19 protein-coding genes are annotated in these 18,946 nt (G+C 76.1%); 3 read left to right on the top strand and 16 right to left on the bottom strand.

Features of this window, described 5'->3' with window-relative positions; translation table 11 throughout:
* Positions 1-33: 33 nt before the first annotated feature.
* The 3 genes from OU787_RS00810 to ddaH are packed head-to-tail and all read right to left on the bottom strand — an operon-like array spanning position 34 to position 3,260.
* The gene (locus OU787_RS00810; RefSeq protein WP_268658163.1) at positions 34-1,188 is read right to left on the bottom strand and encodes a carboxylate-amine ligase; all 1,155 of its coding nucleotides are present in this window, start codon (positions 1,186-1,188) and stop codon (positions 34-36) included.
* Positions 1,185-2,387, bottom strand: a complete 1,203-nt coding sequence (locus tag OU787_RS00805; RefSeq protein WP_268658162.1) for an iron-containing redox enzyme family protein — start codon at positions 2,385-2,387, stop codon at positions 1,185-1,187. Before OU787_RS00805 ends, OU787_RS00810 begins: the two co-directional genes overlap by 4 nt.
* Before the next feature lie 9 nt (positions 2,388-2,396).
* A complete protein-coding gene (gene ddaH, locus OU787_RS00800; protein ID WP_268658161.1) occupies positions 2,397-3,260 on the bottom strand; it encodes a dimethylargininase in 864 nt (287 codons plus the stop codon).
* Positions 3,261-3,590: 330 nt separating this feature from the next.
* Between ddaH and OU787_RS00795 the strand changes: the two genes are divergently transcribed.
* Positions 3,591-4,742, top strand: coding sequence for an AI-2E family transporter (locus OU787_RS00795; protein ID WP_268658160.1), 1,152 nt, complete (start codon positions 3,591-3,593; stop codon positions 4,740-4,742).
* 19 nt (positions 4,743-4,761) lie between these two features.
* On the opposite strand, the gene OU787_RS00790 is transcribed toward OU787_RS00795, so the two are convergent.
* Positions 4,762-4,968 carry a hypothetical protein gene (locus OU787_RS00790; RefSeq protein WP_268658159.1) on the bottom strand — a complete coding sequence of 69 codons (207 nt, stop codon included), beginning with the start codon at positions 4,966-4,968 and terminating at the stop codon, positions 4,762-4,764.
* 248 nt (positions 4,969-5,216) lie between these two features.
* Positions 5,217-5,903 (bottom strand): HAD family hydrolase, encoded by a 687-nt coding sequence (locus tag OU787_RS00785; protein WP_030462039.1) that lies wholly within the window; start codon positions 5,901-5,903, stop codon positions 5,217-5,219.
* Between the two features lie 146 nt (positions 5,904-6,049).
* On the opposite strand from OU787_RS00785, the gene OU787_RS00780 reads away from it, so the two are divergent.
* The gene (locus tag OU787_RS00780; protein ID WP_268658158.1) at positions 6,050-6,565 is read left to right on the top strand and encodes a DUF6328 family protein; all 516 of its coding nucleotides are present in this window, start codon (positions 6,050-6,052) and stop codon (positions 6,563-6,565) included.
* 134 nt (positions 6,566-6,699) lie between these two features.
* Positions 6,700-7,713, top strand: coding sequence for an SDR family oxidoreductase (locus tag OU787_RS00775; protein WP_268658157.1), 1,014 nt, complete (start codon positions 6,700-6,702; stop codon positions 7,711-7,713).
* Positions 7,714-7,742: 29 nt separating this feature from the next.
* Here OU787_RS00775 and OU787_RS00770 read toward each other — a convergent pair whose 3' ends face one another.
* From OU787_RS00770 to OU787_RS00720, 11 genes are all read right to left on the bottom strand, one after another.
* A complete protein-coding gene (locus tag OU787_RS00770; protein WP_268658156.1) occupies positions 7,743-8,507 on the bottom strand; it encodes a hypothetical protein in 765 nt (254 codons plus the stop codon).
* 16 nt (positions 8,508-8,523) lie between these two features.
* Positions 8,524-9,153 (bottom strand): hypothetical protein, encoded by a 630-nt coding sequence (locus OU787_RS00765; RefSeq protein WP_268658155.1) that lies wholly within the window; start codon positions 9,151-9,153, stop codon positions 8,524-8,526.
* Between the two features lie 37 nt (positions 9,154-9,190).
* Positions 9,191-10,402: a putative T7SS-secreted protein gene (locus OU787_RS00760; RefSeq protein WP_030462044.1), complete on the bottom strand. Its 1,212-nt coding sequence runs from the start codon at positions 10,400-10,402 to the stop codon at positions 9,191-9,193.
* Entirely contained in the window at positions 10,402-10,701 is a 300-nt protein-coding gene (locus OU787_RS00755) for a WXG100 family type VII secretion target (protein WP_268658154.1), read from the bottom strand. Before OU787_RS00755 ends, OU787_RS00760 begins: the two co-directional genes overlap by 1 nt.
* A gap of 360 nt (positions 10,702-11,061) precedes the next feature.
* Entirely contained in the window at positions 11,062-11,994 is a 933-nt protein-coding gene (locus tag OU787_RS00750) for a GNAT family N-acetyltransferase (RefSeq protein WP_268658153.1), read from the bottom strand.
* An 81-nt stretch (positions 11,995-12,075) separates the two neighbouring features.
* On the bottom strand, positions 12,076-12,285 hold the full coding sequence (locus OU787_RS00745; protein WP_030462046.1) for a CsbD family protein: 210 nt from the start codon (positions 12,283-12,285) through the stop codon (positions 12,076-12,078).
* Positions 12,286-12,362: 77 nt separating this feature from the next.
* Positions 12,363-12,746, bottom strand: a complete 384-nt coding sequence (locus OU787_RS34505) for a hypothetical protein (protein WP_063759683.1) — start codon at positions 12,744-12,746, stop codon at positions 12,363-12,365.
* Positions 12,747-12,944: 198 nt separating this feature from the next.
* Positions 12,945-14,078, bottom strand: a complete 1,134-nt coding sequence (locus tag OU787_RS00735; protein WP_268658152.1) for an enolase C-terminal domain-like protein — start codon at positions 14,076-14,078, stop codon at positions 12,945-12,947.
* A gap of 10 nt (positions 14,079-14,088) precedes the next feature.
* Entirely contained in the window at positions 14,089-16,644 is a 2,556-nt protein-coding gene (locus OU787_RS00730) for a GMC family oxidoreductase (protein WP_268658151.1), read from the bottom strand.
* Positions 16,641-17,138 (bottom strand): hypothetical protein, encoded by a 498-nt coding sequence (locus OU787_RS00725; RefSeq protein WP_268658150.1) that lies wholly within the window; start codon positions 17,136-17,138, stop codon positions 16,641-16,643. The genes OU787_RS00730 and OU787_RS00725 overlap by 4 nt, the downstream gene beginning before the upstream one ends.
* Complete coding sequence (locus tag OU787_RS00720; protein ID WP_268658149.1) at positions 17,135-18,928, bottom strand: thiamine pyrophosphate-requiring protein; 1,794 nt, start codon at positions 18,926-18,928, stop codon at positions 17,135-17,137. Before OU787_RS00720 ends, OU787_RS00725 begins: the two co-directional genes overlap by 4 nt.
* Positions 18,929-18,946: the final 18 nt, after the last annotated feature.

The following is an 18,946-nucleotide window of genomic DNA, read 5'->3' as shown; positions in this document are numbered from 1 at the left end:
CCGCGGACGACACCCGAGCACGAGGGCGCGGGGTCAGTGCGGGGCGGCGGCGGTGGGCGTGGTGGCCGCGGTGCGGCGGGTGAGGTCGTCGACGACGGCGGCGAGGCGGCCGTGGCGGGCGAGGGCGGCACGTTGGTGGTCGGCGCCGCTGCCGGTGGTCAGCAGGCGGGCGGTCAGCTGCCGGGCGAGGCCGAGTTCGCGGGTGCGCAGCAGGGCGGGGGCGGTGAACTCGACCAGGTCGGGCAGGAGTTGGCGGACCGGTCGGAGCGCACCGGTGCGCGGGTCGGGCAGGCGGGCGTCGAGGCCGGCGGACGCGGCCCGGCGGTGGGCCAGCCGCAGCGGTACGTCGGGCAGCGGCCGGATCCGGACCCGCGGGTCGAGCAGGGTGTGGGCGAGGGCGCGCAGCAGGACGGCGAGCAGCAGGATGGTGTCCAACTCGGCGCAGCTGTCGGCGATCCGGACCTCCAGGGTGGGCAGGTGCTCGGACGGCCGGGCGTACCAGTACAGCATCCGGCGGTCGAGGATCACCCCGTCCTCGACCAGCCGGTCCAGGGCGGTGCGGTAGCCGGGCTCGTCCAGGACGGGGGCCGGGCCGAAGGTCGGCCAGCGGGCGTACCGTTCGGGCCGGACGGAGGCGGTGCCCCGGTCGGCGCCCTCGCAGAACGGGGAGTTGGCGCAGAACGCCTGGAACAGCGGCAGCCAGCCGCGCATCCGGGCGCTGAGCGCCAGCGCCTGACGGAGCGTCAGATCGCCCAAGTGGACGTGGCAGCCGCACAGTTCGGCCCCGACCTGGTCGGCGACGCCGTCGATCCGGTCGGCCAGCCGCAGGTAGCGGGGCTTCGGGGTGACGGTCAGCGGGTGGCGGCTGGGCAGCACGGGGGTGCCGGTGGCGGTGAGCCGGCAGCCGGCCCGCTCGGCGGCGGACAGCAACGCGCCCCGGGTGTCGGCGAGTTCGGCGCGCAGCTCGGCGGCGGTGGCGACCGGCCGGGTGCAGCCCTCCACCTGGGTGGCCAGGAACTCGTGCTGGGCGCGCGGTCCGAGCGCACGGGAGGCGTCCGAGACCACCGCCTCGGCGGCGGGCACCGTCACCCGGCTGCGCGGGCCGGTCAGCAGGAACTCCTCCTCGACGCCGAAGCGCAGCAGCGGCGGGGGCCGGTCGGTCGGCGGCGGTCCGGCGGAGGCGCTCACCGGTCGGCCCCCTCCGGGACCGGGCTGCCCGTCGCCGCCGGGCCCGGATCGAACTCGGGTAGCGGGGCGCGCAGCGATCCGAATCCGAATCCGAATCCGGATTCGGAGCCGTGGTCGTGGTCGTGGTCTTCGGAGTCGTGGTCGTGGCCGGGGCGCCAGGCGGCCATCAGGTGGTCGGCGAACCGGTCCTCGGCGCGGAGGTAGGCCAGGGCGCCGAAGGCGATCTCGGGTCCCGGGCAGTCGGGCAGGGTGAGTAGCGGGTCGATCACGGTGTGCCGCACCAGCTGCTCGTGGACGGCGTCGGCCAGGACGTGCTCCCGGTAGAAGAGCGTTCCGCGCGGCGTGGCGCCGAGCCGTTCGAACGCCTCGGCGAGCCGGGCCGCGCCCGGCGGGGAGGTGATCTCCACGGCCGCGAACTGTCCGACCAGCGCGGCCCGCAGGGCCCGGTGCAGGCCGAACAGCGACATCGTGTTGACGACGGCCAGCGCGGGCGCGGGCACCGCGTCCAGGTACGCGCCGTAGGCCGGGTCGAGGCCGAAGTCGGCCATCATCGCGGCGAACAGCTCGGCGTGGGCCCGCTCCGGCCGGCCCGCGCCGTACTCGTCGTACTGCACGGCGACCAGCGCCGCCTTCGCCGGGTTCGGCAGCCGGGGCACCGCCCACATCTGCGGGTCGGCCTCCTTCAAGTGGTACAGCGAACGGTGCGCCAGGTACTCGCGGGCCTGCTGCCGGGTGCCCGCCGTCAGCAGGTGGTGCGAGGGCCCGTCGCCGTCCGGCGGTTCGACCAGCAGCCCGGCCAGCACCTCCGCCAGCGGGGGCGGCTCGCTCACCTCCCGGCGCAGCGCGTCCAGGAACGCCCGCTCCAGCCGCCCGCGCAGCGCGAGCAGCGGCGGCGACCACTCCCAGGCCGGGTCGACGCCCGCGAAGCCGCGGTAGTGCAGCTCGTAGCAGACGTACAGGGTGAGTTGGACGTCCTCGCCCCACGGGTCCGCCGGGACCTCGGCCAGCATCGGCGCCAGGTGGGTGGGCGCGGGGTGGCGCAGCGAGGCGAGGACGGCGGCCGAGAGCGGGCCCCGGGCGGCGGGCAGCCCGGGGGCGTCGGTGGTCGGAGGGGTACCGGTGGTCGGACCGGTACCGGTGGTCGGAGGGGAGTCGGTGGTCGGGCGGGCGTCGGTGGTCGGGCGGGCGTCGGTCGGCATGGTGTCACCTCACTTCGGGCGCAGTTCCAGGACGCAGCACTTGGGGCCGCCGCCGGCCTTCCGCAGCTCCGGGAGACCGACCGGGACCGGGACGTACCCTGCCGCCCGCAGCTGCTCGGCCAGGCCCCGGGCGCCGTCCGGCAGCACCACGTGGCGGCCGTCGCTGATGGCGTTCAGGCCGAACGCGGCGGCGTCCGGGGCGCGGGCCAGGATCGCGTCCGGGTAGAGGCGGCGCAGCAGCCGGCGGGTCTCGGGGGCGAACGCGTCCGGGTAGTACATCACCCGGGAGTCGTCCAGGACGGCCAGCGCGGTGTCCAGGTGGTAGTAGCGCGGATCGGTCAGCCGCAGCGAGACCACCGGCCGCCCGAACACCCGCTCGGCCTCCCGGTGGGCGGCGGCGGTGGTGCGGAAGCCGGTGGCGGCGAGGATCCGCGGCCCGGCCGGCAGCAGGCCGCCCTCGCCCTCGTTCACCTCGGCGGCGGTCCGGACCTGCCGGAACCGGGCGGCGGTGAACCAGCGCCGGTGCGCCGCCGACTCGCCCGCCCGCTCCCGGTGCCGGAACCGGGCCACCAGCACCCGGCCGCCCACCACCGTCGCCCCGTTCGCGGTGAACACCATGTCGGGCAGGCCCGGCTCCGGCGCCAGCAGGTCGACCCGGTGGCCGAGCGAGCGCAGCACCGACGCCAGCCCCTCCCACTGCCGCAGCGCCGCCGCCCGGTCCACCGGGCGGTCCGGGTCCATCCACGGGTTGATCGCGTACTCCACCGCGAAGTGCTCGGGCGGGCACAGCAGGTAGCGCCGCCGCCGGACGGCCGGGTCGGCGGGCACGGGCGGGGCGGCGACGACGGGCGCGGGGGCGGGGGAGGCGTTCATGCGGCACGTCTGTCCGCCGCGGTCCGAGGCGAAACGGCTTCCGGGCTGGGCTGGACGGGAGGAGACGGGGCGGGAGGAGACGGGGCGGGAGGAGACGGGACGGGAGGAGACGGGGCGGGAGGAGACGGGGCGGGGCGGCGGGGTGGGACGGCGGGCAGTAGCGGGTAGCGTGCGGCGGTTCGGGCAGACGGTAGGGCCGGAGGTGATGCCCCGATGCCCGGACCTGGACTCGGACCTGGCACTGGACCCGGCCCCGGCCCCCGGCCCGGCCGGGGTTCCCGGCGGTACGTCGCGCCCGGGAGGGGACGACGGGCGCGGGTGCGGGCGCCGTTGGGCAGCCGTTCCGCCGTGGCGCGGGTGCCGCGCGGGCGTCCCGGGCCGGTGGCCGGGCGGCGGGGCGGGTGGGAGCGGGCGGCGGGGCGGGCCGGGCGGCTGCTGCTGGTGGCCGCGGCCGGGTACGCGGGCTACCTGGTGGTCAGCCGGCTGATCCTGCCGGTGGTGGCGGTGTTCGTCGCGCTGGTGCTCACGGCCGTGCTGCGGCCGCCTGTCGACCTGCTGGCCCGTCGGATGCCGCGCGCGCTGGCGGTGCTGCTGACGGTGCTGGGCGCGCTGGTGCTGATCGCCGGGCTGGGGGTGCTGGTCGCGGTGGTGGTCCGGGCGCAGGCGGGGCAGCTCGGCGGGCAGGTGCGCGGCGGGGTCGACCGGCTGGAGCACTGGCTGGAGGGGCCGCCGCTGCACGCCCGGTCCGGGACGCTGACGGACCTCCGGCAGCGGCTGGGCGAGCTGCTCAACACCCACCGGCAGGCCGTCCTGTCCACTGCTCTGACCAGCGCGGGGTGGGTGGTGGAGGCGGCGGCCGGGGCGGCGCTCGCGGTCTTCTGCGCCGTGTTCCTGACCCACTCGGGGGAGCGGATGTGGGGCTGGGCGACCGGCCTGCTGCCCGCCCGGAGCGCGGTGCTCTGGCGCCGGGCCGGGCACGCCGCGTGGCGGGCCTTCGCCGGGTACACCCGGGGGCTGTTCCTGGTCGCGGGCACCAACGCCGTCCTGGTCGGGGTGGCGCTGGCGGCCCTCGGCGTGCCGCTGGCGGTGCCGCTGGCGGGCCTGGAGTTCGTGGCGGCGCTGATCCCGCTGGTCGGTTCGCCGATCGCGCTGGCCGTCGCCTCGCTGGTCGCCCTCGCCACCCGCGGGCCGGTCACCGCCCTGCTGGTGCTGGCCCTGATCGTGCTGATCGGCCAGCTGGAGGGGCACGTCCTGCACCCGCTGGTGATGGGCTGGGCGGTCCGGCTGCACCCCGTCGCGGTCGCCCTGGCGGTGGCCGTCGGCGGCACCCTCGGCGGGATCGTCGGCGCGGCCGTCGCGGTACCGGTGCTGTCGGTGGGTTGGGCGGTGTTCCGCGAGCTGCACGAGCCGCGCGCGGGAGACGACGGGCGCGGGGGAGGGGAGAGGAGCGCGGGAGGGGACGGACGGAGAGCGGGCCGATGATCGGACCGTCATGAAGTGATCATCGGGAGGACCGCGTCACGTGCAACACCCTGAGCAGCACCGAGAGCAGCGCCCGGCAGGGTGGGCCGAGCACCGCCCGGAACTGGTGGTGGCGCATGGTGCGCAGGCGCAGGTCCAGCTCGACGTCCACCCGCAGTTCGGCCTCCAGGGCCGCCAGCAGTTGGCGTTCCCGGGGGGAGAGCGTCGCGCCGTCCACCGTCCTCACCACCAGTCGATCAATCGTCGGTCGTCAGTCGTCCACGACCGTGGCCGGGCCCGCGACCGTGGCCGCGCGCGCAGCCGGGTCCAGCAGCGTGCACAGGGCACACAGGGCACACAGGGCACACAGGGCCGTCCAGGACGCCGCGCGGACGCGGTAGCCCAGGCGGCGGGCACAGCAGATGCAGGTCAAGCAGGCAGAGCGGGCAGAACGGGCAGAGCGGGCGAGGCGGCCGTTCGTCGTACGCGTCCCGTTCACCGTTCACCGGTCCGCGGCCGGGCCAGCAGGCTGTCGTCCAGGCCGTCCAGCAGCCCGCCCACCGAGGGGTGCACCTCCAGGGCGCCCGCGTCGCGCAGCTCCGCGGCGGCGAAGCCGCCGGTCTCCACCCCGACGCACGGCGTCCCGGCCCGGTTCGCGGCCCGGACGTCCCACACGCTGTCGCCGACGAACACCGACCGGTCCGCCGCGGCGGACACCTGCGCCAGGCTGCTGCGCACCAGGTCGGGGGCCGGCTTGGAGGCGTCCACCGCGTCCGCGTCGGCCGTCGCGTGCACCGCGTCGTCGGCGTCCAGCACCCGGCGCAGCACGTCGAGTTCACGGCCCGAGGCGGAGGTCGACAGCACCACCCGCCACCCCCGCCCGGCGCACTCCCGCAGCAGGTCGCCCGCCCCCGGGAAGGCCCGCAGGCCGGGCCAGTGCTGGGCGTACAGCGCGAGGTGCGCGGCGCTGACCGAGTCGTCCTCGGAGCGGTCCCGGTCGTCCCCGAGCAGGTGGTCGAGCAACTGGTCGCTGCCCATGCCGATGGCCCGGTGCACCCGGGCGGCGTCCACCTCGTGGCCGTACTGCGCCAGCGCCTGCCACCAGGCGAGGGTGTGCAGGTAGGTGGTGTCCACCAGGGTGCCGTCCACGTCGAACAGTGCGGCCGCGACGTCCGCTGCCATGCCCCGTCGCCTCCTCCCGACCCGTCCCCCCGCCGGAACTCTTCCGGTGCGTGGCCCCGTCTACCCCGGCCGCCGCGCCGCACACCCCCGGTTTCCGGTCCGCCCCGGCCGGACAGACGCCCTGCGGACGGAAGGGGGCCACCACCGTGCCCGAGGACCGCCGGGGTCGCCACGAGACGCCGAACGAGCGTGCGGACCGGCGCTGGACCGAACTGCTCCAGGAGGTCCGGGTCGCCCAGACCGGCGCGCAGATCCTGTTCGGCTTCCTGCTGAGCGTGGTCTTCATGCCGCGCTTCACCACCCTCGACGCCTTCGAACGCGGCCTGTACGTGGTCACCGTCGTCCTCGGCGCCCTCGCCACCGGCGCACTGATCGCCCCCGTCGCCTACCACCGGCTGCTCGCCGGCCGCCGCCTCAAGCCCCAACTCGTCGACGCCACCGCCCGGGTGGTCACCCTCGGCGTCGTCCTGCTCGCCCTCACCGTCGGCTCCGCGCTGCTCATGCTGCTGCACCTGGCCACCGGCGGCAGCCCGTTCGCCTGGCTGATCGTCGCCGTCGTGATGGCCTGGTTCGCCCTGTGGTGGCTGCTGCTGCCCTGGCTGCTGCTGCACCGCAACGGCAACGGCAGTAACGGCGACGACCACGGTGACGGTGAGCCCTGAGCCCTGAGCACTGAGCCCTGAGCGCTGAGCGCTGAGTGCTGAGTGCTGAGCGCTGAACGCCGAAGCCGTCTCGTCCGGGCCCCGCTGCGGTCCGGTGCGGTTTCCGTTCCGCCCGGACCGGTCAGACGTCTGCCATGGCACCCACCGAACCCCGCACCGTCGTCGTCACCGGCGCGTCCGCCGGCGTCGGCCGCGCCGTGGCCCGCGCCTTCGCCGCCCGCGGCGACCGCGTCGCCCTGCTGGCCCGCGGCCGGGCCGGACTGGACGCCGCGTTGGAGGAGGCCCGCGACATGGGGGCCCGCGCGATGGCCGTCACCGTCGACCTCGCCGACCCGGACGCCGTCGAACGCGCCGCCGAGAGCGTCGAACGCGCCCTCGGCCCGATCGACGTCTGGGTCAACGCCGCCCTCGCCTCGGTCTTCGCCCCCTTCACCGAGATCACGCCCGCCGACTTCCGCCGCGTCACCGAGGTCTCCTACCTCGGCTACGTGTACGCCACCCGCGCCGCGCTGCGCCGGATGCTGCCGCGCGACCGCGGCTGCGTGGTCCAGGTCGGCTCCGCGATCGCCTACCGCGGCATCCCGCTGCAGAGCGCGTACAGCGGCGCCAAGCACGCCCTGCAGGGCTGGAACGAGGCCGTGCGCTGCGAACTGCTGCACCAGGGCACGGCGGTGCGCACCACGATGGTGCAGCTGCCCGCCGTCAACACCACGCAGTTCGACTGGGTGCGCTCCCGGCTGCCCCGCCAGGGCCGCCCCGTCGCGCCCGTCTACCAGCCCGAGCCGATCGCCCGCGCCATCGTGCACGCCGCCGACCACCCGGGCCGCCGCGAGTACCGGGTCGGCGGCTCCACCGTCGCCACCCTGCTGGCCAACGCGCTCGCCCCCGGCCTGCTCGACCGCTACCTCGCCCGCACCGGCTACGACGCCCAGCAGACCGACGCCCCGCGCCCGCCCGACCAGCCCGACAACCTGTGGGCCCCGCTCGACGAGCACCGCGACCACGGCTCCCACGGCCGCTTCGACGACGAGGCGCACGCCCGCTGCCTGCAAGCCTGGGCCGACCGCCACCGCGCCCCGCTGGCCGCCACCGCCACCGCCGCGCTGCTGCTGGCGGCCGGCGCGCTCGGCCGACGGCGCTGCCGCTGACCCGCCGCCGGCAGCCGGCAGCCGCGGGGTCAGACCAGCCGGGTGCCGAACGGGTCGCCGCCGGCCGGGGCCGGGGCCGCGGTCGGGGCCGGCGGGGTCGGGAAGCGGACGCTGCGCACGACCCGGACCAGTAGCGGGGCGTACACCTCGGGCCAGCTGTCGACGTCCGGGGTGCTGAGTTCGAGCAGCAGGACGCCCCGGAGTGCGGGCGGCATCGGCAGGTACGCCTTGGCGGAGAGCAGCGGCACGCTCTCCTCGGCGGTGAGCTGCCAGCCCGGCTGCTGTTCGAGGGTGATCACCACCGGGCCGGCCGGGGCGTCGAACCGGCGGAGCGTCGGCGACGGCCCGGCGTCCGGCGGGGTGAGGACCTCGACCAGCCCGGCGGCTGCGGTGGCCTGCGGGGTGTCGTCCCCGGTGCCGAGCGCGGTGACGGTGAGCGTCGCCGTGGACAGCCGGTCGCCGACCGTGCCGAGGCAGGTGCCGGACCAGATCGCGCCCGCCCCGTCGAGCGCGGCCGACCCGGCCGCGTACAGCTCGGTGAGCGCCTGCCGCCGGGCGGGCGGCAGGCCCTCGGCGGCCGGGCCGAGCCGGGCCAGGACCAGCTCGTAGGCGTCGTCCACGCCGTCGGCGGGCTCGAACGGCACGAAGTCGGGCGGGACGTCGAACTCCACCGTCGCCGCCCGGCCCGCGTGCGCGTCGCTCGTGCTGTCCGCGGTGTCTGCGGTGTCCGCGGTGTCCGCCGGGGTTGCTGCGTTCTCCGGGCTCTGCGGGGGTCGGGCGGTGCTGCCGGTCAACGGTCGTCCTCACGGGTCAGGGAGTGCGGCGGGGGAGGTGGTGGCGGCGGGGCGCCGGGGCCCGGCGGCGGGTCGTACGGGGGCGGCGGTCGGCGGCGGCCTCGACCAGCCGGTCGCGGTGGCGCCTGGCGGGCAGGTAGCCGACCAGGAACGCCAGCGCGACGGCGCCGAGGACTGCGGCCGCCGCCGGGGCGCTCGCCGCCAGGGCCAGCGCGGCGACGGCGAACACGCCGCCGATCACCAGCAGGCCCGCCGGGCGGTACTCCGCGTCGACCTGCTCGGGCGTGGCCCGGGGCATCCGGTCGGGCGCGGGCGGGAGCGGCCCGCAGCCGGGCGGCCACCCCGGGGGCGTCCAGGCGGCCGGGGCGCCGGTGTGCGGGCCGGTCCACGGCACCGGGGCGGGTGCGCCGGGCCGCAGGTCCGGGGCGCGCATCCAGGCCGCCCGAGCCCGGGCGGCCGGGTCCTGGTCCAGCACGGCCCGCACCCGCTTGTGGTGGGTGCGGCCGACCTGCCGGGCCTGTTCGAGCCGGTAGCCGTAGAGCCAGCACAGCCAGCGCAGCCGGCCCTCGTCGAAGGTGAAGGAGTTGACCAGTTCGTCGACGGTGCCCCGGCCGTCGAGCAGCAGGGCGGTGCGGGTCAGGTCCATCCGGCCACCCCGTGCGGGCATCCTGCCTGACGCATCGTCAACTCCCGTTCCCGGCGGCGGCCCTGTCCTTCTCGGAGCCGTCGTGCCAGGCGTTGTCCAGGCCCACCAGCAGCGGGCCGCCCAGCAGCAGTTCGCCCCACTGGCCGCCGTCGCGGGGCAGGAACTGGCGCAGGCCGCTCGCGTCCTTCGACCAGCCGTCCAGGGAGATGCCGGTGGCACCCAGGGCTACGCCGTTGCCGACCGCCTCCCGGGCGAACAGCGAGGCGGCGAGCTTGCCGGTCTTGCCGACCTCGCCGATCACCGGGACCATGCCCATCACGTCGACCGCGAAGCTCAGCGGCGGTACGTCCGCCCCCGCCGCCGCGGCCACGCCGTGCGCGGCCAGCGCGGCGCCGGACAGGCCCATCGAGACCGCGTTCAGTGCGGCCGCGCCGACCTCCAGCGGCGGGAACACCAGCCCGGCGCCGGCCAGCGCGATCGAGCCCAGGCCGACCAGGGTGCTCGCGTTGGAGAGCAGGTCGCCGACCGCCGCGATCGCGTTGGCGTGCGACCTGGCCCACTCCATGGCTTCCTTGGCGAGCTGGACGTGCGCCTGGGCGACCTTCTTCACGCTGTCCATCAGGTTGGCGAACCAGCCCGGACCGTCCGGCGCGTCCTCGCCGGCCCGGGCCACCACCCGGGCGGCCTGCCGGGCCAGTTGGTCGTGCTCGGCGCGCAGCGCCTCGGCCCGGGCCACGATGCCCTGCAAGTCGGCGTCGGCCGCCCGCAGTTCGGCGTCCGCCTTGCGCAACCTGCTCTCGGCGTCGGCGAGTTGCCGCTCGTCCTGGAACCACAGCCCGCCCAGCTTCAGGTCCGGGTTGTCGGCGGCCCGGGCGCGCCGGGCCTTCGCCGCCCGGGCCTGCTCCTCCTGGTCGGCGGCGGTGCGCTGCAGACCGGCGAGCTGGTCGCGCCAGCCCGCCAGCGCGGTGTACGCCGAGCTGAACGACGCCTGGGCGACGTCGAGTTGGCCCGGCAGCTTGGCGATCCGGGCGGAGAACGCGTCCGCCGCCTCGCCCTGCCAGGCCCCGCCGCCGCAGGACGCCCGGTTCACGCTGCTGCGGGCGTCCTCCAGCTCCTTCGCGGCCTGCTGGAGGTCGCGGACCAGCTCGTCGATGCCGGGCAGGCTGCCGGGCGCCGGGTCGAACCCGAGCGCGTCGAACCCCTCGCGGTCGGTCGGCGCGGCCCAGGCCGGGAACGGGAGGGTCGACATCAGACCGCCTCCCCCGCCATCACCCGGCGCACCGTCTCGTCGGTCTCCCGGTACGCCCGCACGGTCACGTCCAGGCCCTCGCTGATCGCGTGCAGCGTCTCGTTGAGCTGCTTCAGCCCGTACTTCCAGTCGTCGGCGAACGCCGCGCACGCGCCGTCCAGTTCGCGCTGCCCGGTCACCTGCGGCGACGTGCGGCCCAGCGCGTGCAGCGCACCGCCCATGCTGCCGGTCGCCTCGGCGAGCTCCTTTGACACCCGGCCGAGCTCGTCGACCTCCACCCGGAACGTCCCCTGGGCCACAGCTCCCCCTCGTCTCCCCGTCCCACCGCGTCCGGCCCCGTCGCCCGGCGCAATTCCGCGCAGCCTACCCGGAATTGCGGGGGACGGCGGATTCTGGGTGTTTCCTGGAAATCGGACCGGAAATCCCTTGGAGCCACTCTGACCGGCCGTTATCTCCAACTCGCTTGTGGTGGACGGGATTTGGTGGAGAGTGGGGAATGCGGGGGTGGACCGGCGGGGCGGGCTCCTCGGCGGTGCGGTGCGGGACAGGGCGGGCCGTCGCGGGAAATCCGCCGTCGAACGAGCGGCCGGACACTGCTTTGGCTGTAACAGGTCTGCACTTGACCGTTACTTGACCTGGGAGAGGGGTGGGTGGGCAGGTCAGGACAGGTCGAGGCCCAACTGCCCGGCCCCGTCCGGCAGGTCGCGGAAGCCGCCGTGCCGCCGCAGCCAGGCCCGGGTGCCCGCCGGGGCGGTGGACGGGACGCGGGCGGTGAGCCGGCCGACCCCTTCGGCGCGGGCTGCCCGCAGCAGCGGGCCGAGCAGCTGGGCGCCGACCCCGCGACCCCGGTGCGCGGGCACCAGCACGACGGTCAACTCCGCAGTGCTGCCCACCTGTTCGCCATCGTTACCGCCACCGCCGGGCCTGCCGCCGCTCTGTTCTCCGGTGTGCCGGAACCAGGCCGCGCCGATCGGCACTGGCTGCCAGCCGGACTCCTCGGTGGTGGAGAGGGCCACCAGGCCGAAGTCGCCGGGGCGCGGCCAGCCGTCCGCGCGGCGCGCGACCTGCCGGCTGTCGGCGCCGTCGGAGTTGTCTTCGGGGGTGTCGGGGGTGTCGGGGGCGGCTCCGGCGGTCAGCAGGTCGCGCAGCAGACCGGCGTCGGTGGCCAGGGCGAGCCGGAGGTGGACGTCCGCCGGGCCGGTCCCGGGCCAGTACTCCTGCTCGCGCCCGGCGGGGGTCAGCAGGCGGAGCCGCGGGCCGTGGAACATCCACACCCGGAAGTACGCCTCCTCCTGGTCCATCACCATCAGCTGGACGAACGCGGGTTGCTGCCAGGGGAGTTGCTCGACCCGGGCGACCAGGGCGGCGAGGTCCGCGTGGTTCAGCGCCCCGGCGTACACGTCGCACTCCGGGAACTTCCCGCCGCCCCACCGGGTGTCCGCCCCGGTGGTCTCGCGCAGCGCCCCGACCCACCCCGTCCTCCCGTCCCGGCCCCGGAGCGGTGCGTCGGACTCCAGCCAGCGGCTCAACTCCTCGGCGAGGGGGCGGTCGGCGGGCTCGACCGACAGCATGACGTTGGCGACGTGGCTCATGCCGCGAGCCAACCAGGGGCCGGGCCCCTCCGGCGAGCGGTTTTCGCCGCTGTCGGACGGGCCCGGCCCGGTGGGGCGTGGTCAGCGCTTGAAGGCGCCCTTGACCTTGTCGACGCCCTCGGCGACCCGGTCCTTGGCCTTGTCGACGCCCTGCTTGGCCTGGGCGCCGGCCTGGTCGGCCCGGCCCTCGTTCTCCAGCCGGTCGTTGTCGGTCGCGGCCCCGGCCTTCTCCTTCGCCGCGCCGACGGCCTCCTCGGCCTTGTGCTTCATGCGGTCGGATGCGTCACTCATGGTTCGGTCCTCCTCGATCGTGCGGTGGTGGTGCGGTCCGGTCGGTCAGTGGTCCGGTCGGTCAGTGGCCCGGTCGGTCAGTGGGTGAAGCGGTGGCGCGGGCGGCCGGGCGGGCGCTGGGCGGTGGGGGGCTGGTTGGCGGCGGGACGGTCGGCGGCCGGCAGGTCCGCCGGGACGCCGTCCGGATCGGTGGTGCGGTCCAGCACCAGGCGGGTGTCCTCCGGCGGGACCGTCCGGCGGTGGCGCCGCCACCGCAGGCCGCCGCCCATCAGGGCGAGCCCGGCGCAGAAGATCAGCGCGAGGGCCAGCCCGGCCAGGAACGCGCCCAGGGTGCTCATGGTGGCGATCTGGTGGCCGAGCACGGTGACGCCCGTCTCGGGCCCGCCGCCGAGGTTGTCGGCGATCAGCAGGCCCGCGAACGCGCCGGACGCGGCGAACAGCAGGAGTCCGAGCAGCAGCATGGTCCAAGTCCTTTCGCTGGCTCCGTTGCTTCGTGAGTTCGAGGTTTCGAGGTTTCGAGGCTTGAAGGCTTCGTGGCCCAGGGGTTCTCGTGCTCCTCGGGGCTCCGGTGCACCGTTGCCCCGGTTCGGGAGGCGTCTGCCCACTGCGCCCGGGCCGAATCAGCCGTCCCGCGGGGCGGCCCGCCGGGCCGGGCCGGGTCAGCCGTCGGGCCGGAGCGGGGGCCAGGCGTCCACCAGGTAGGGCGCGGCGCGCCGCTCGGCGAGGGACAGGCCGTGCCCGGGGGTGCCGTCCGCGCCGGGGGCGACGGTGCCGCCGGCCGGGTCGAGGACGCCGTCGAACAGCAGCGACTCGACCCGGACGTGGTCGTGGAACCACTCCAGGTGCCGGACCCCGGCGGCCAGGGCGGCCGCCGCGTGGGCGTGCGCGTGCGGGGAGCAGTGCGCGGAGAGCGGGACGCCGGCCGCCTCGGCGACGGCCGCGGCGCGCAGGAAGCCGGTCAGCCCGCCGCAGCGGGTCGCGTCCGCCTGCAGGCAGTCCACGCTGGGGGCGAGGCGGGCGAAGTAGCGCGGTTCGTCGCCGTACTCGCCCGCCGTGACGTCGGGGGAGACGGCGTCCCGGACGGTGGCCAGCCCGGCCAGGTCGTCGGAGGGCACCGGTTCCTCGAACCAGGACACCCCGTCCGCGGCGAACGCCGCCGCCAGCCGGATCGCCCGCTTCGCGGTGAACGCGCCGTTCGCGTCCACGTACAGCGCCGCGTCCGGGCCGATCGCGGCGCGGGCGGCGGAGATCCGTTCGAGGTCGCGTTCGGGGCGGGTGCCCCAGGACTCGCCGATCTTGATCTTGACGCGGGGGATGCCCTGCTCCTCGACCCAGCCGCGCAGCCGGTGCTCCAGCACCCGGTCCGGATAGGTGGTGAACCCGCCGCTGCCGTACACCTCGACCGGCCGGGGCCGCCCGCCCAGCAGCCGCACCAGCGGGATGTCCAGCAGCCGGGCGGAGAGGTCCCACAGCGCCAGGTCGACGGCGGACAGCGCGTACGTGCCCAGGCCCGGCCGGCCCGCGTTGCGCAGCGCCCGCCGCATCGCCTCGTACGCGCCGGCGGTGTCGAGCGCGTCGCGGCCGAGCACCACCGGGGCGAGCAGGCCGTGCAGCAGCGCGCCGGTGGCGGGCGCGCCGTACGTCCAGCCCAGGCCGGTGGCCGGGCCGCTGCCCACCGCGACCAGCACCAGGGTGGTGGCGTCCCAGGCGAGCGTGCCGTCGGCCTCGGGCCGGTCGGTCGGGACGGTGTACACCCGGACCGACAGGCGTTCGATCGGATGCTCTGACCACATGACGGTCACCTCACGACTGTCGCTTCGGGTGCTTCGCGTGCTCCGCGTGCTCCGGGCGATTCGCGTGCTCCGCGTGCTCCGGGCGATTCGCAGGCTTCGCAGGCTTCGCGTGCTCCGGGCGTTTCGGGCGCCCCGCGTGCTCCAGGCGCCCCGCGCGCTCCGGGGTCCGCAGGCCCGCGCGGGCCCCGGCGGCGAGCACGCCCGCCGCCCGGTCGACCAGGGCCATGATGGTGAGCGCCGGATTGGCGGCGCCCTGGGTCGGCAGCACGCTGCCGTCGGTGATCAGCAGGTTCGGCACCGCGAAGGAGCGCAGGTCCCGGTCGACCACGCCGTCCTCCGGCCGGGTGGCCATCCGGCAGCCGCCCACCAGGTGCGCGTACCGGTCGATGGTGATCACCTCGCTGGCGCCCGCCGCCGTCAGGATCGCCTCCATCACGCCGCGCGCCGCCGCGATCAGCTGCCGGTCGTTGTCGCACTGCGAGTAGGCAAAGTGCGCGACCGGCAGCCCGTGCCGGTCCTTCTCCTCCGCCAGGGTGACCCGGTTGCCGGGCTGCGGGAGCAGCTCGGCCATCGCGCCGAGCGTCGCCCAGTGCACGTAGTCGGACAGGTAGTGCCGCAGGTCGGCGCCCCAGTGGCCCTGGGCGACCACGTGCTCGGCCCAGGTGATCGGCAGCGGCGAGATGTTCTGGATGGTGAACCCGCGCCGGTACGGCTTGGCCGGGTCGGTCTCGTAGAACGCCTCGGTGGACACCTCCGGCGGCGGCGCCTTGTACGCCCGGACCTCCTGCTCGAACCGGCCCGAGGTCTGCGGCGCGCCCTGCACCATCACGTACCGGCCGACCTGGTCGAAGTCGTTGCACAGGCCGTCCGGGAAGCGGGCGTTCGCCGAGTTGAGCAGCAGCCGGGGCGTCTCGATCGCGTACCCGGCGACCGCCACCGTCCGGGCCCGCTGGAGGTGCTCGCGCCCGCCGCGCAGGTAGCGCACGCCGCGGGCCAGGCCGTCCGGGCCGAGCTCGACCGCGGCGGCCATCGCGTCGGAGCGGACCTCCACGCCGTGCGCCAGCGCGTCCGGCAGGTGGGTGATCAGCGGCGACGCCTTGGCGTTGACCTTGCAGCCCTGGAGGCAGAACCCCCGGTACACGCAGTGCGGACGCCGCCCGAACCGGCCGTTGGTGATCGCCACCGGCCCGACCCGGGCCTCCAGACCGAGCGCCGCCGCCCCGCGCAGGAACACCTCGCCGTTGCCGCCCACCGGGTGCGGCGCGTGCGGGTACGCGTGCGGCTCGCCCCACGGCCAGTACTGCCCGGCCACCGGCAGCTCCGCCTCCAGCCGCTGGTAGGAGCCGCGCAGGTCGCCGTACGCCAGCGGCCAGTCCGCGCCCACCCCGTCCCGGCTGAGCGTCTCGAAGTCGGAGGGGTGGAAGCGCGGCGCGTACCCGGCGAAGTGCACCATCGAACCGCCCACCCCGCGCCCGGAGTTGTTCGACCCCATCGGCACCGGGTCGGAGCCGGACAGCACCCGCGGCTCGGTCCAGTACAGCTGGTGCGAGCCGTACTCGTCGCTCACCCAGTCCCGCAGCGGCTCCCAGAACGGACCCGCCTCCAGCACCACCACCGACCAGCCCGCCCGGGCCATCCGCTGCGCCAGCACGGTGCCGCCCGCGCCGCAGCCGACGATCACCAGGTCGACCTCGTCCTCGTCCCGGTGGCGGCGCATCCGCTCGACCAGCTGCCGGTCGAAGCCCAGGCCGTCGCGCGGCAGCAGCCAGGCGGAGGCGTTGCGCCGGCGCACCGCGCGCTGGCGGCGGGCCGACTGGTGCAGGGTGGCGAGCGCGGCCTTCGCCCCGCTGTGCCGCCCGGGGTCGGTGACGGCGGGCAGCGGCGGCGGGTCGGGCGGCTCGGACGGAGGGGACGGCACAGCGGGGTCGGACGGGTCGGCGTCCGGCTGCCGCTCGGGGTGCGCGTCGGCGACCTCCCACGGCTCGCGGCGTCCGAGGCCCAGCCGGGCGTATCCGGACGGGAAGGCCGGGCCGCCGAAGCCGATCTCGTCCCAGGCCGCCGGGTGGCTGTAGTAGGCGGTGCAGGCGTAGCGGGTCCACAGGCTCCATACGTGCTTGGCCGGCCAGCCGTGCCAGCGCACCGCCCGGCGCACCTTCTCGATCAGGCCGTCCTGCTGGCGCACCGTCAGCTCGGCGAAGGCGGGGCGGCCGGGCAGTGCCCTGGCGTCCTCGTCCAGCGCCCGCATGCTCTCTGGCCAGGCCCGGTCGTCGGGCGGCAGGTCGGCGTAGTGCCAGCCGTCGGTCTCGCGCTCGGCCAGCCGGGCGTCGATCATCGGCAGCAGGTCGACCGGGGGGTGGTCCAGCAGCCGCTCCAGCAGGGCCCGGGCGGTGGCCTCCTCGGCGGGCGCGAACAGCCGCAGCGGCGGGCGCGGGCCCGCCACCCGGCCCGTCACCACGGCCGCCGTCGCCGGGTCCCAGTGCGGGCGGCGGGCCAGCGAGTCGTAGCCGGGGAACCGGCCCTCGTACGGCGGCCGCCCCTCCTGCCCCGGCCGCTCCCGCGCACTCACGACCCTCCCTCGCGCCGCAGCACCGCCGCGACCAGGCCCATCCCGCCGACCATGCCCAGCAGCAGCGGGGCGAACACCGGCGGGCCGGTCTCCAGGTTGAACCGGGCCATCCGCCAGCCGCCCGGCTTCTCCGCGACGCCGCGCACGTGCAGCCAGAACCCCTGCAGCCCGTTCGCGGCGATCGCCGCCGAGACCAGCGGCAGCAGCGTCCGGGCCGCCTTGGCGTCCACTGCGCCCGCGATGCCCGCGGCCGCGCCGACCGGGCCCAGCACCACCGGCCACCACATCATCCGGTTGCCGAACCCGGCCCGGTCGTGCTCCAGGTAGATCTCGGCGGCGGCCACCACCGAGCCCACGCCGGTGGCCAGAGCCAGCGAGCGCTGGAACCGGCCCTCGCGGACGGCTTCGAGCGGCCGCACCACCGCGGACGGCCGCACCGCCGTCAGCGGCCGCACCACCGCCAGCGGCCGCACCGCCGCCCTCGGCCCGGTCACGACCTGCTCCGGTGCGGCAGCAGCTCGGCCAGCTTGGTCCGCAGCCCGCGCTTGACCACGGCCACCCGGTCGCTGTCGCCGCGCAGCACCGACTCGGCGGCGTCCTTGATCTGCGACCAGTCGGCGTGCGGCGGGATCGGCGGCACCGCCGGGTCGGTGCGCACGTCCAGCACGCACGGCCGGTCCGCGCCCAGCGCCCACTCCCAGGCCGCCCGGACCTTGCCCGGCTCCTCGACCCGCAGCCCGCGCAGGCCCACCGACTCGGCGAAGTCCGCGTACCGGACGTCCGGCAGCTGCTGCGAGGGCAGGAAGCTCGGCGCGCCCTCCATGGCCCGCATCTCCCAGGTGACCTGGTTCAGGTCGTGGTTGTTCAGCACGCACACCACCAGCCGCGGGTCGCTCCAGCGCTCCCGGTAGCGGGCGATGGTGACCAGCTCGGCGAGCCCGTTCATCTGCATCGCGCCGTCGCCGACCAGCGCCACCACCGGCCGGTCCGGGTGCGCGAACTTCGCGCCGATCGCGTACGGCACGCCCGGGCCCATCGTCGCCAGCGTGCCCGACAGCGAGCCGCGCATCGTGCCGCGCATCCGCAGGTGCCGGGCGTACCAGTTGGCGGCCGACCCGGAGTCCGCCGCCAGGATCGCGTCCTCGGGCAGCAGCGCGTCCAGCGCGTGCACCAGGTACTCCGGGTTGATCGGATCGGCCGCGACCTTCGCCCGCTCCTCCATCACGCCCCACCAGCGCTCGGTGTTCTTCTCCACCTGCTTGCGCCAGCTCCGGTCCTTCTTGCGGTGCAGCATCGGCAGCAGCCGGTCCAGCGTCGCGGCCGCGTCCCCCACCAGGTTCACCTCGTACGGGTAGCGCAGCCCCACCATGAACGGGTCGGCGTCGATCTGCACCGCCCGCGCCTGGTCGAACTCCGGCAGGAACTGGGTGTACGGGAAGCTGGAGCCGACGGTCAGCAGCGTGTCGCAGTCCCGCATCAGCTCGTACGAGGGCCGGGTGCCCAGCAGCCCGATCGACCCCGTCACGTACGGCAGGGTGTCCGGCAGCACGTCCTTGCCGAGCAGCGCCTTCGCCACCCCCGCCCCCAGCAGCTCGGCCACCTGCTCGACCTGCTGCCGCGCCCCGCGGGCGCCCTGGCCGACCAGCATCGCCACCTTGCCGCCCGCGTTCAGCACCTCGGCGGCCCGCAGCAGCTCGCCGTCGTCCGGCACGGGGTGCGAGTGCGGCATGCCCAGGCTGGACGGCACCATCTTGAACGCGTGCTCCGGCGCCTGCTCGGGCAGCTCCTGCACGTCCGCCGGGATGATCACCGCGGTCACGGTGCGGTACGTCGCGGCCGTCCGGAACGCCCGGTCCAGCACGTTCGGCAGCTGCTGCGGGACGGTCACCATCTGGCAGTACGCCGAGGCCACGTCCTTGTACAGGCTCAGCAGGTCCACCTCCTGCTGGTACGAGCCGCCCATCGCGCTGCGGTTGGTCTGCCCGACGATCGCCACCACCGGCACGTGGTCGAGCTTCGCGTCGTACAGCCCGTTCAGCAGGTGGATCGCGCCCGGGCCGGAGGTCGCCGCGCACACGCCGACCTGCCCCGAGAACTTGGCGAACCCCACCGCCTCGAACGCCGCCATCTCCTCGTGCCTGGCCTGCACGAACGCGGGCCGGTCGTCGGCCCGCCCCCACGCCGCCAGCAGCCCGTTGATCCCGTCCCCCGGGTACCCGAACACCTGCTCCACGCCCCACTCCCGCAAGCGGGCGAGCACCTGATCCGCCACAGTCCTGGACACGGGACGTCCCTCCTTCTC

This window comes from Kitasatospora sp. YST-16 (assembly GCF_026802215.1).
Lineage (GTDB): Bacteria > Actinomycetota > Actinomycetes > Streptomycetales > Streptomycetaceae > Kitasatospora > Kitasatospora cineracea.
This window is presented reverse-complemented; position numbering and strand designations above follow the sequence as displayed.